Source organism: Halanaerobaculum tunisiense (assembly GCF_054657635.1).
Window position 1 is genome coordinate 76,902 of record NZ_BAAHYI010000002.1, and the last position, 12,726, is coordinate 89,627.

At 32.8% G+C, this 12,726-nt stretch carries 9 protein-coding genes; all 9 read left to right on the forward strand.

The features are described from left to right. The first annotated feature begins 35 nt into the window (after window positions 1–35). The 9 genes from grdC to ACYQ3D_RS02015 all read left to right on the forward strand — a co-directional run bounded on the left by grdC (window position 36) and on the right by ACYQ3D_RS02015 (window position 12,726). Window positions 36–1,574: a glycine/sarcosine/betaine reductase complex component C subunit beta gene (grdC, locus tag ACYQ3D_RS01975; protein ID WP_459835632.1), complete on the forward strand. Its 1,539-nt coding sequence runs from the start codon at window positions 36–38 to the stop codon at window positions 1,572–1,574. A 28-nt stretch (window positions 1,575–1,602) separates the two neighbouring features. Then, a complete protein-coding gene (grdD, locus tag ACYQ3D_RS01980) occupies window positions 1,603–2,763 on the forward strand; it encodes a glycine/sarcosine/betaine reductase complex component C subunit alpha (RefSeq protein ID WP_459835634.1) in 1,161 nt (386 codons plus the stop codon). A gap of 169 nt (window positions 2,764–2,932) precedes the next feature. Beyond that, window positions 2,933–4,300: an alanine/glycine:cation symporter family protein gene (locus ACYQ3D_RS01985; RefSeq protein ID WP_459835636.1), complete on the forward strand. Its 1,368-nt coding sequence runs from the start codon at window positions 2,933–2,935 to the stop codon at window positions 4,298–4,300. Window positions 4,301–4,834: 534 nt separating this feature from the next. After that, window positions 4,835–5,953 carry an alanine dehydrogenase gene (gene ald, locus ACYQ3D_RS01990; RefSeq protein WP_459835638.1) on the forward strand — a complete coding sequence of 373 codons (1,119 nt, stop codon included), beginning with the start codon at window positions 4,835–4,837 and terminating at the stop codon, window positions 5,951–5,953. Window positions 5,954–6,063: 110 nt separating this feature from the next. Beyond that, window positions 6,064–7,443 carry an alanine/glycine:cation symporter family protein gene (locus ACYQ3D_RS01995; RefSeq protein ID WP_459835640.1) on the forward strand — a complete coding sequence of 460 codons (1,380 nt, stop codon included), beginning with the start codon at window positions 6,064–6,066 and terminating at the stop codon, window positions 7,441–7,443. 273 nt (window positions 7,444–7,716) lie between these two features. Next, window positions 7,717–8,871, forward strand: coding sequence for an alanine racemase (gene alr / locus ACYQ3D_RS02000; protein WP_459835642.1), 1,155 nt, complete (start codon window positions 7,717–7,719; stop codon window positions 8,869–8,871). Window positions 8,872–9,265: 394 nt separating this feature from the next. Beyond that, window positions 9,266–10,558, forward strand: coding sequence for an HD-GYP domain-containing protein (locus ACYQ3D_RS02005; protein WP_459835645.1), 1,293 nt, complete (start codon window positions 9,266–9,268; stop codon window positions 10,556–10,558). A 14-nt stretch (window positions 10,559–10,572) separates the two neighbouring features. Beyond that, window positions 10,573–11,178, forward strand: coding sequence for a hypothetical protein (locus tag ACYQ3D_RS02010; protein ID WP_459835647.1), 606 nt, complete (start codon window positions 10,573–10,575; stop codon window positions 11,176–11,178). A gap of 312 nt (window positions 11,179–11,490) precedes the next feature. Then, window positions 11,491–12,726, forward strand: a complete 1,236-nt coding sequence (locus ACYQ3D_RS02015; protein WP_459835649.1) for a patatin-like phospholipase family protein — start codon at window positions 11,491–11,493, stop codon at window positions 12,724–12,726.

Sequence of the window (12,726 nt, forward strand, 5' to 3'; positions counted from 1 at the left end):
TTAATTATCAATTAATACAAGTGGAGGTGGCCAATATGAGTGAAGCAGTTTTAAAGGGCAGTAGTTATGTATTAGTTCATGCTGCTAATACTTTATTACAACATGGATCTACCCAAACATCAGAAAGAGCACAGAATTCTGATAGTGAGTATTTAGCTAAAGCACCTGAATTTTTAAGAAGTTATGAAGATGTAGTAGGTTATGGGCCAAATCAATCTTATATTGGAAATATATCAGTAGAAGATTTAGATGAGATAGAGAGACCTTGGTATGAGAATACTGTTGAAGATGCTAAGCGCTTTAGTGACTGGGGCGAGATTATGCCTGAAGATGAATTTTATGGTTTGCTAAAGATAGCAGATAGTTTTGATTTAGTTAAGTTAACAGAAGAGTTTGCTTTAGATATAAAAGATAAATTAGCAGACCATAACTTATTAGCCAAAGATTATATAGAACAGATTAAAGGGACAGAAGTTGACTCCATTCAAGAGTTAGTAGATGGGCATACTGCTGAACCTTTATACTTAGATGAAAAATTGGTAGGTTGTGTCAAGCAAGCACATGATACAGATGTTAACTTATCAGCTCATACTATGTTAGAAAATACAGTAGTTAAAGCTTCCGGAGTACTTTCTATGTTACATTTAGGTAAGCAAGAAGGAATTGATTTAGAAGAAGTAGATTATGTAATTGAAGTATCAGAAGAAGCATGTGGTGATGTCAACCAGCGTGGTGGTGGTAACTTTGCGAAAGCAATAGCTGAAATGGCTGGTTGTAAGCAAGCTACTGGTTCTGATACGCGAAGTTTCTGTGCTGGACCTACTCATGGTTTAGTACATGCAGCTGGATTAGTTAAATCTGGTATCTTTGATAATGTAGCAGTAGTAGGAGGAGGTTCTACAGCGAAGTTAGGGATGAATGGTAAAGATCATGTAGATCAAGAAATGCCTATCATGGAAGATTGTTTAGGAGGATTTGCTGTGTTAGTTAGCCAAGATGATGGAGCAAGTCCAGTTATTAGAACAGATGCTATAGGACGACATACAGTAGATACAGGTTCAGCTCCGCAAGCAGTAATTTCCTCTTTAGTTACTAATCCCCTAGACGAAATAGGATTAAGTATTACTGATATTGATAAGTATTCTGTAGAGATGCAAAATCCAGAAATTACTGAACCAGCTGGAGCAGGAGACGTACCAGCCTCAAATTATAAAATGATTGCTGCTTTAGGTGTTAAACGAGGAGATTTAGAGAAAAAAGATTTAATGAACTTTGTTGCTGAGCATGGGATGGTTGGTTTTGCTCCTACGCAAGGTCATATTCCATCAGGAGTTCCCTTTATTGGTCATGCACATGAAATGATGGCTAATGGTGAACTAGAAAGAGCAATGATTATTGGTAAAGGGAGCCTATTCTTAGGTAGAATGACTAACTTATTTGATGGAGTATCCTTTATTATGGAGAAGAATACTGGTCAAGAAAGTCAAGGAGAAAGCGTTAGTGAAGATGAGATTAAAGGTATTGTAGCAGATGCAATGCGTAATCTAGCTGATTCTTTATTAGAAGAGGAATAAATAAAACAAAATCATAGGAGGTGACAAAATGGCTACTAAGCAATCTAAACAACAAGTTGCCCAAGTGTTTAATCAACTAGCTGATGCACTTGAATCAGGTGAATATGGAGCAAAAACTAAGGTAGGAATAACTACTTTAGGAAGTGAGCATGGTGTTGCTGAAGTTGTCAAAGGAGCAGAATTAGCAGCTGAAAAACATTCTGATCTGGAAGTAAAGTTAATTGGGCCTAAGGCTGATACAGATTTAGAGATAATTCATAAGACAGATTGTGAAGAAACAGCACATGACAAAATGGAAGAATTATTACAAGCTGGAGAAATAGATGCTTGCGTAACTAATCACTTTAATTTCCCAATTGGTGTTTCTACAGTAGGAAGAATTATAACTCCTGGCCTAGGTCAAGAAATGTTACTAGCTACTTCTACTGGTACTTCGGCTACTAACCGGATTACTGCTATGGTTAAGAATGCTCTATACGGTATTATTGCTGCTAAGGCAATAGGAAATCAAAATCCATCTGTAGGTATCTTAAATGTTGATGGGGCTCGCCAAGTAGAGCAAGCTCTTAAAGAATTACAGGATAATGGTTATGATATCAACTTTGCTCAGACAGTTCGGGCTGATGGTGGTTGTGTCATGCGTGGTAATGACTTATTACAAGGTTCAGCTGATATAATGGTAACTGATACTTTAACTGGTAATTTATTAATGAAAGTATTTGGTGCTTTCACTACTGGAGGTAGCTATGAATCATTAGGTTATGGTTATGGTCCGGGAGTTGGAGAAGATTATGATCAGATTATTAATATTATTTCTCGTGCTTCAGGTGCTCCAGTAATTGCAGGGGCAATTAGATATGCTGCTGATGCAGCGCAAGGTGGACTTACTAAGCTAGCTCAAGAAGAATTTAAAGCAGTTAACAAGGCAGGTCTAGAGGATATTATCGCTGATATAGAAAGCAGTAATGATTCATCTACTGAAGAAGTTTCAGCTCCGCCAGCTAAAACAGTAGATGAAGAAATTTCAGGAATTGATATTTTAACTTTAGACGATGCAGTACATGCATTATGGCAAGAAGATATTTACGCTGAAAGTGGTATGGGCTGTACAGGACCTGTAGTAATGGTAGCTAGTGAAGATGAAGAAGAAGCTATGGAAGTTCTAAAAGAGAATGGATTTATCAGCTAAGTAAAATAGAATTTTGGGTTATAAATTTTATAATTAAAGAGTATCTATTTAAATTTATTATATCATTCTTGTTATTAATTGACATTTATGTATTAGATTATTGACTATAGTTGTTTATTATACTATAATGAGGAGGGATAGTAAAAATTTAAACGAGGAGGAAAATGAAATGCAAGAACAATTATTAGCTTTTTTTACTCAGGCAAGTAGTATAGTTTGGGGACCACCCATGTTGGTTTTATTAGTAGGGACAGGAGTTTATCTTACTGTACGTTTAAAAGGCAAAAGTATAACTGCTCTTACTACGTCTTTTAAATTAATTTTTTCACAGGAAGATGATGATGAAGAAGGAGACGTATCAGGTTTTTCTGCTCTAGCAACTGCTTTATCTGCTACCATTGGTACAGGTAATATAGCAGGAGTAGCAACAGCTATAGCAATTGGTGGACCAGGTGCTGCTGTATGGATGTGGATAGCAGCTTTATTTGGGATAGCTACTAAATATGCTGAAGGGGTTTTGGCAGTAGAGTATAGGGTGCAAAATGATGAAGGAGAGATGTCAGGGGGGCCAATGTATTATATTCAACGAGGTTTAGGAGAGAATTGGAAGCCTCTCTCCTATTTTTTTGCTGTTTGTGGGATAATGGTTTCTTATTTTGGAATCGGTGCTACTGTTCAGGCTAATTCAATGGCTGATGCTTTGCAAGCAAATTTTGGTCTTCCTGCTTGGGTAACCGGGATAATATTATCCTTTTTGATTGGACTGGTAATTCTAGGTGGAATTAAAAGGATAGCTAAAGTTGCTAGTAAAGTTGTTCCTTTGATGAGTGCTATTTATATCTTATCAATTTTGTATATCATTTTAAGTAATTTAGGCCAGTTACCAGAAGCTATTACTTTAATTTTCAGATCTGCTTTTTCTGGTCAATCAGCTGCTGGAGGATTTGCAGGAGCTACTGTAATGATGGCTATTAAAAAAGGAATTTCACGAGGTGTGTTTTCTAATGAAGCAGGTGTAGGTAGTGCTCCTATTGCTCATGCTTCTGCCAAAACAAGTAGTCCAGTACGTCAGGGATTAATTGCAATGACAGGAACTTTTTTAGATACAATTGTAGTTTGTAGTTTAACTACTATAGCCATTGTAATTACTGGTGTTTGGGATTCGGGATTAACTGGAGCAGAACTAACCACTAAAGCTTTTACTGTTGGAATTCCTGGACCTGGTGGATTAATTATTGGGATTGGCATTATTTTCTTTGCTTATTCTACAGCTTTAAGCTGGTGTTTTTACGGTGAAAAATGTACAGAGTATTTATTTGGTGTTAAAGCGGTTAAGCCATTCCAAATTATATATTTAGCTTGTATTTTTATTGGAGCTACTAGTAAATTAGAGTTAATTTGGTCTATTTCTGATGTGGCAAATGCTTTAATGATTATTCCTAACCTAATAGCTTTATTAGGTCTTTCAGGAGTAGTGGTAAACTTAACTCAAGACTATTTTGATAATAAAGTAGACAATAATAATTTTTCAGCATAAATTATTATTTGATGTTGTTTAACTATTTAAAGATTTAGAATAGATGTTAATAATCAAGAAAGGAGGGATAGAATTAAACTTCAAATAGTAAAATTTGTTCTAATTATAAAGTATTTAATATTTTCTATCAATAATAAACTCCATTTAGTAGTGACTAATTTGTGAGAAAAATAATTAAAAAAAATAAGCAGGATTTCTTATTATAATATTGAAACTCTATTATAGGACAGAACAAAATAAAACCTATAATTCTACAATCCTTCCTATAAGCAACTACTCTTATTAGCTTATCAATTTTTCTTTAAAATATATTCTCTATAATCAAATAATTTTATAACCCTTTTGTAATTTAAATTCAACTTAATAATTTCAAAATATTTATCATCATAAAATTATTATTAATATTCAGAATATTTTTTAGATAATTAATAGTATCTAAATGATACTATTTTATATAAAGTTATAATTTTATTAAGCTGTAAGTATTTATCAATGTGATTAAGTTTTATTAATTTATTAAAGGGGGAATTAATAATGATTATTGGAGTACCAGCAGAAATTAAGAATAATGAAAACAGAGTAGGAATTACTCCACCAGGAGTAGAGGCATTAACTGGGGAGGGACATGAGGTAATTATTGAAAAAGAGGCAGGAGTAGGTATTGGTATTTTAGATGAGGATTATGTAGAAGCAGGAGCTAAAATTGAAGCGGACAAAGAAAAATTATTTGCAGATTCTGATATGATTATGAAGGTTAAAGAACCACTACCAGAAGAATATGATTTATTTAAAGAAGGACAGATTTTATATACTTATTTACACTTAGCAGCTGAAGAAGAATTGACTAAAATTTTAAGAGAGAAAAATATTGTTTCTATCGCTTATGAAACTGTTGAATTAGAAGATGGTTCTTTACCATTACTAACTCCTATGAGTGAGGTAGCAGGTAGATTAGCTACTCAAGAAGGAGCTAAGTTTTTAGAAAAGCCAAAAGGAGGAAGAGGAGTATTACTTGGTGGAGTTCCTGGTGTAAGTCCAGCTAAAGTAGTAGTTATTGGTGGAGGAATTGTAGGAGTAAATGCTGCTAAGATGGCACATGGTTTAGGAGCAGATGTAACAATTATGGATGTAGACCCTGCCCAAATGAGATATTTAGATGATATCTTCCATGGAGATGTAAAAACTAGAATGTCTAATAAGTATAATATTTACGAAGAAGTAACAGAAGCAGATTTAGTAGTAGGTGCTGTTTTAATTCCTGGAGCTAAGGCACCTAGCTTAGTTACAGAAGATATGATTAAGGATATGAAAGAAGGAGCAGTAATTACAGATGTAGCTATTGACCAAGGTGGTTGTGTAGAAACTACTTATCCAACAACTCATGATGATCCTGTATTTACTAAGCATGGAGTAGTTCATTACTCAGTAGCGAATATGCCAGGAGCAGTAGCTAGAACTTCTACTTATGCTTTAACAAATGTAACTTTACCTTATGCAATTGATCTTGCTAATAAAGGATATAAAGATGCACTATTAGATGATCCGGCATTATTAAAAGGATTAAATGTATATGAAGGTAAAGTGACTTATAAAGGAGTAGCTGAAGTTTATGATTTAGATTGTTATGATGCACAGAAACTTTTAGAAGAGTAATTTTGATTTTAAAAGGCGGAGTAAATAATACTCCGCCTTTTAATAAGATTATATAAAAAATCTGAAAATTTAAAATAGTTAGAAGAGTATTAATAAGGAGGTATTAATAAATGGATTTATTCCAGCAGATTGTTAATTCAATTAGTGATTTGATGTGGGGTCCTTATATGCTAGTATTTCTTGTAGGTACTGGAATCTATCTTACTTTAGGATTGAAATTTAGAACAATTACTAAACTTAAGTATGCTTTTCAGATGCTCATGGCAGGAAGAGATAAAGAAAAACAAAAAGGTGAAGGGGATATTACTCCATTTCAGGCATTGATGACTTCACTAGCAGCTACAGTAGGAACTGGTAATATTGCTGGTGTAGGTACAGCTATCTTTTTAGGAGGTCCTGGAGCAGTTTTTTGGATGTGGATTACAGCTTTATTTGGAATGGCTATTAAATACGGAGAAGCTGTTTTAGCAGTAAAATATAGAGCTAAAAGTGAAGATACTGGAGAATTTGCTGGTGGGCCAATGTATTATATTAAAAACGGGATGGGAGAGAAATGGAATTGGCTAGGTGGAGCTTTTGCTTTATTTGCTGGAGTTGCTGCCTTTGGTATTGGAAATACAGTACAGTCCAATTCAGTTGCTAGAGCTGTTGAACAGGCTACTGGTTTTCCTTATTGGGGAACTGGAATTATTTTAGCAGTTTTGACTTATATAGTGATTATTGGAGGAATTAAAAGAATTGCTGAAGTCACAGGAAAATTAGTTCCTCTAATGGCTTCTATTTATGTACTAGGTAGTATAGTTATTATCCTAGCTAATATTGAACAGATAGGTTCAGCATTTTCTTTGATTTTCAATAGTGCTTTTAGTGGTCATGCTGCTACAGGTGGTTTTGCAGGGGCAGCAATAACTCAAGCAATCCGCTTTGGTGTATCTCGAGGTGTATTCTCTAATGAAGCTGGTCTTGGTAGTGCTGCTATTGCTCACGCTGCTACTACAACTGAAGAGCCAGTTAAGCAGGGAATTGTAGGTATGTTAGGTGGGTTCCTAGATACAATTGTCGTTTGTACAATGACAGCTTTAGTTATTGTTATGAGTGGTGCTTGGACTTCTGGAGAAACAGGAGCAGAATTAACATCTAAGGCATTCAATTTGGGATTACCAGGACCTGGAGACCTGATTGTAGCCTTTGGATTAATTTGTTTTGCTTTTTCTACAATTTTAACTTGGAGTTATTATGGGGAAAAATCTTTTGAGTACTTATTTGGTCCTAAAGTAATTATGCCTTATCGTTATGTTTGGATTGTTGCTTTATTTATTGGAGCAATTGGGAACCTAGAAGTTGTTTGGGATCTTGCAAGTGCGATGAATGGGTTAATGATTATACCAAACTTAATTGCATTGTTAGCATTAAGTCCAGTAATCTTTGAAGAAACTAAGAAATTTTTCGACAAGGAACAGAAACAACAAGATGCAAATACTAATGAATAATTGATTTAAGACAAATAAATAGTTTAGTATCTGAATGAATCTTAAGGGAGAGTTAAAGTCTTATTTTAATAGTTAGAGATTATCCTAAAGCAGTGCTTAAAGACTATCAAACTATAGATTTTCTTTAGATAAAATAGGATTAAGTATTATTAATATTGATATTTTAACTTTATCTGAAAGTGAACTAGTTTGTGCAGGACCTGTAGTAATGACAGCTAGCAAAGAAAAAGTTTAAAAAGAAAATAGGTTTTTAGTGGTTTAAGGAGGTTAATTATGAAAATCACTGGTTTTCGTCCAACTTGGCTAGAAATAGACTTAGATGCTATTGAGTATAATGTTAAACAGGTCCAAAATAAATTAAATGATGATACTCAAATAATGGCAGTTGTTAAAGCAGATGCTTATGGCCATGGAGCAATTGAAGTAGCTAAACAAGCTCTTGAAAGTGGAGCTAGTTGGTTAGCAGTTGCTACAGTAGAAGAAGGAATTAGACTGCGAAAAGCGGGGTTTAAAGTACCTATTTTAATTTTAGGAACTTTAATGCCTGATCAAATAAAACAAGTAATAGAGAACAAATTAACTCCAACTATTTATACTCTTAGTTTAGCTCATAAATTATCTAATCAAGCTAAAGAATTAGATGAAGAAGTAAAAGTTCATATTAAAGTTGATACAGGAATGGGTCGGATTGGAATATTACCAGACCAAGCTGTAGATATAATTAAGAATATAAAACAACTATCTAATATAGAAGTGGAAGGTATTTTTACTCACTTTGCTGTAGCAGATGAAGATGATCAATATACTCAAAAACAATTAGTTAAATTTAATCAAATTATAGCTGAACTTAAAGAGAAAGGTATTGAAATTCCAATTAAACATACAGCTAATAGTGCAGCAACTATTAAATATTCTCAATCTGATTTTGATTTAATTAGAATGGGGATTATCTTATATGGTCTTTATCCGGCGGCTCAGTTAAAAGATAAGTTCAGTTTAAAGTCTGCTTTAAGTTGGAAGGCTAAACTTGTTAATGTTAAGGAAGTGCCAAAAGGAAACTGTATTAGTTATGGCTGTACTTATACAACTAAAGAGCAGACTAAAGTAGGGACCTTACCAGTTGGATATCATGATGGCTACCCAAGATTATTATCTAATCAAGCTGATGTTTTATTTCAAGGTAATAGATATCCAATTATTGGACGTGTTTGTATGGATCAGACAATGATAGATGTTACAGGTACAGATGCTAAACAAGGAGATATTGTTACTTTAATTGGAAAGGAAATTACAGCAATGGAATTAGGTGATAAGATAAATACTATTAATTATGAAATTGTTAGTAGAATAGGCTCTCGAGTTCCTAGAGTGTTTTATGAAGCAGGAGAAATTATAAAAATAGATGATAGAATATTAAATAAATATTAATTCCATTAAAAAATTCCTAGCCAGCAAGGCTAGGAATTTTTTAGTGTACTAAGTAGATATTTGTAGTAATTTATGATGTTGATTCGAACTAGAACAAGGACAATCCTTAATTTCATAGAAATAGGAAATGAAAGGAATATCTGATGGCTAAAAAAGATTAGCTTACAATCGAGCTTAGCCTACCTTCGTTTAGCTTTTTAGCTTAGGTTGAATAATAATTAAGCGAAGGGGGCTATAATTATGAAAAAATTTGGTAAAAAGTTATGGGTTGCTTTTTTGACAGGTGCCTTTACGATTTTGTCTACTGTAATGGCATTAGCTGACTCTACTAGTTGGTAATAATTTAGTTTAAGGCCATCAGATATTCCTTTTTATTTTAAAAGGAGTGAAACTAATGAACCGCAGATTAAAATTGTTTTTAGGGGTAGAATACAGTATTTTCAGCTTATTCTTTTGCTATTTATATCAAACTAGCATAGATCCAGTATCTACGAAAGAAGTAATTTTTTTTGTTTTATTATTATTTTTAATTACTAATATTAGTGCTTTTATCAATACTAGCACTAAGCTCACTACTCATATTAGTCTTCCGGTATTAATTCCTGCTATTATAAGTTTAGGTCCCTTTTGGGCTAGTATAGTAGCTTTCCTATCTACGACGATAATTAATAAAATCAAGAATGATTTCATTTGGTATAAATTTATATTTAACCGAACTATGTTTTTTATAGCAACAGGGTGTGCTGCTTTAGTTTTTGAGATAAGTAAAGGTTATTTTTCTACTTCTTACTTTTGGTTATCTCTATTGTTAACATCTATAGTTTATTTTCTAATTAATAATGGTTTAGTTTTTTTAGTGGTCAAAATAGAAAGTGAAAATAGTAATTTCTCTGCTCTATTATACTTTTTTGAATTATCTAAAAATGTATTTATTTCTTATTTGTATGGTACTTTTCTTTATTTTATTTATATTAAATTTGGTAAAGGATATGTAGTATTAGGTATGTTATTTATATATTTAATGAAGGATTTTTTATATTCAAATATACAACAATTGAATTACTCAACCCAGATTGTGAGAAGTTTTTTAAAAGTAATAGATTCTAAAGATCATTATACAGAAGGACATTGTAAACGGGTAGCGGAGTATACTAGAATTCTATGTAAAAACATGAAGTTATCTCCTGGTAAATGTAATCAAATTGTGCAAATGGCTAAGATTCATGATATTGGAAAGATAAATGTCAGTGATGAAATCTTAAAATGTTCTGGTAGATTAACAGATGAACAATATGAGAAAATCAAAAACCATTCAATCTATGGTTATCAACTGCTTAAGGATATTGATTTATTAAATAATGGGTTAGAGATAATTAAATATCATCATGAGCGGTATGATGGGACTGGTTACCCAGCAGGAATAGCTGGAGAAGAAATTCCTCTAGGCGCTCGGATTTTAAAAGTTTGTGACGCATTTGATGTGATGACTAGAGGAAGGGTTTATAAACCATCTATGAACAAAGAGGAAGTATTACAAGAGCTTAAGGATTGTGCTGAAATACAATTTGATCCACAAATTGCTAGGGAAATGATCGATTTAATCAACCAAGGAGAGTTTGCTGATAGTTTTAAAGAAAATATTATAGATTATGATTCCAAATCTGAAGTAGCAGTTACTAAATCTTAAGGGGGAGGTTGTTTATGTTTAATGAGTTAGAGGAGAAAGTTAATAAATTAGAAGGAATCATTTCTTGTAGTATTACAGGGGAGACAGCCATTGATGAAATACATATTATAGCTAATAAAGAGAGAAAGCCTAAACGTATAGTTAGAGATATAGAAACTATGGTATTAGTTAATCTTGACCAGGAAGTTAGTCATAAAAAGATAAGTATTGCCCAAATTGATACCCAAGACCAAACTATTACTCAAGATGAAATTGAACTTATTTCAATTCATAGAGAAAATAACCAACCAATCTGTCACTTTAAGTTAGAGATTAATAATAATTTAATAGAAAAAGAGATTGGAGGAGAAGAAGGAGTTCCTTTATCTTTTATGGTTGCTAAAGGAATGTTGAAGATTATTAATGATTATCTTAATCTAGAAGGTAAACTAAGAGTCGAGAATCTTTTTACTACGGGAATTAATGAGGAAGTAATTGTCGCTCAGATTATATTATATAAAACAGGAGATTTTGGGGGCCAAAAACGTTTAGTTGGGGCTGCTTATATTGATAATCATCTTGCTTTAGCTACTGGAAAAGCTTGTTTAAAGGCTCTAAATCAATTTTTAAAAATAAAATAACTAATTTTTCGGACGCAGTAATTGCGTCCCATTTTATTTTTTGATTAGTAACTAAAGTTATTTTTGCTCATAAGTTATTATAAAAGTAATTATCAAAAATTCAACAGCTATTTCGGAAAAGCTACAAAGTAACTTTTTTTCGAGTAACTTTTATTGAACTATAAAAGTTACCAAAAGATTTTAAGTTAGAACAATCAATGTTTTCTACCAGTAATGAATTTTAAGGTTGTAGAGATTAAAGTGTAAATTTGTAAAGTTACACTTTATATCAATTAAGCTATAGTTACTTAAATAGTTTGAAAGGGGGATATAATGTCACTAGAAATTAATTTATCTCTCAGTGGTGGGGGAGTTAAAGGAATAGCTCAGTTAGGTGGACTGAAAGCGATAGAGGAAGCGGGAATTGAAATTGTAAGTGTTGCTGGTAGTTCAGCCGGGGCTATTATAGCAGCCTTATATGGGGCAGGATATACTTGTAATAACTTAAAACAAGTTATTTTTGACCAAGACTTAACTTATTTTAAAGATGATTTATCGTTAGTTAGACTAATCAGACAGTTTGGATTATACAAAGGAGATGCTTTTTTAAACTGGATGAAGGAGAAACTAGCGGCTAAAGGGGTACGAACTTTTAGTGACTTGGATAAAGAAGTTAAGATTATAGCTACAGATGCTACTTACCGCAAGGCTAAAGTCTTTTCGCAACAGACTAGTCCTTGTCTTTCAGTAGCTAAAGCGGTAAGAATGGCTATGAGTATTCCTATTTTTTATACTCCTTGTAGTTATCAAACAAATTCATATGTTGATGGGGGAGTGATGAATAATCTACCGTTACAGACCTTTGTATCTTCACAGCGACCTACTTTAGGTTTGCTGTTAGTAGATAAAGAATCTAATCAACCTGTTGTAATCGATAATGTATTGGATTATTTAACTAATTTAGTAGAGATGGTGATGACTGTTAATGAAGTGCGCCAGATTGAGTTAACAGATGCTTATGTAATCCCGATTCAGATTGTAGATATTAATGTAATAGATTTTTCTTTGTCTCAAGCAGAGAAGGAGCAATTATATAAGCTAGGCTATCAGCAGGTAAGAGAGGAGCTAAGCTATTTTAAAGACAGACACACTACTAAAACTAAAATCAATTCTGCTAAGCAAATTCCAGCTACTACTATTGAAATAGAGGAATATAGTAGAGAACTAATAGACTATATAACTAAGAAAGTAGATGTTAGTCAGATTGATGGGATAGTAACTACTAGGGCAGATGATTATCTATTAGCTTATTTAGTGGCTAAGGGTTTACGTAAAAAATTCAGTGTCTGTGAGTTAGATGAAGAACAAAATTATTCTTATAATCAGATTAATCCTGATGATAATTTAGTAGTAGTTAATCTGCGTCAGTTAAGTCAAAGACAGACTAATCAATTAACTAAGTTAGTAACCAATCTAGGGGCCAAAATTATAGCTGCTTTTTTCTTTCTAGGCCAGGGAAGAAACAAAAAATTAGAAGATATTCCTAGGTATACTTTATATCAATCCTAA

Excerpts from the sequence above, each read along its gene's own strand:
- grdC (WP_459835632.1), top strand. The coding sequence starts at position 36 with ATGAGTGAAGCAGTTTTAAAGGGCAGTAGTTATGTATTAGTTCATGCT.
- grdD (WP_459835634.1), top strand. The coding sequence starts at position 1,603 with ATGGCTACTAAGCAATCTAAACAACAAGTTGCCCAAGTGTTTAATCAA.
- ACYQ3D_RS01985 (WP_459835636.1), top strand. The coding sequence starts at position 2,933 with ATGCAAGAACAATTATTAGCTTTTTTTACTCAGGCAAGTAGTATAGTT.
- ald (WP_459835638.1), top strand. The coding sequence starts at position 4,835 with ATGATTATTGGAGTACCAGCAGAAATTAAGAATAATGAAAACAGAGTA.
- ACYQ3D_RS01995 (WP_459835640.1), top strand. The coding sequence starts at position 6,064 with ATGGATTTATTCCAGCAGATTGTTAATTCAATTAGTGATTTGATGTGG.
- alr (WP_459835642.1), top strand. The coding sequence starts at position 7,717 with ATGAAAATCACTGGTTTTCGTCCAACTTGGCTAGAAATAGACTTAGAT.
- ACYQ3D_RS02005 (WP_459835645.1), top strand. The coding sequence starts at position 9,266 with ATGAACCGCAGATTAAAATTGTTTTTAGGGGTAGAATACAGTATTTTC.
- ACYQ3D_RS02010 (WP_459835647.1), top strand. The coding sequence starts at position 10,573 with ATGTTTAATGAGTTAGAGGAGAAAGTTAATAAATTAGAAGGAATCATT.
- ACYQ3D_RS02015 (WP_459835649.1), top strand. The coding sequence starts at position 11,491 with ATGTCACTAGAAATTAATTTATCTCTCAGTGGTGGGGGAGTTAAAGGA.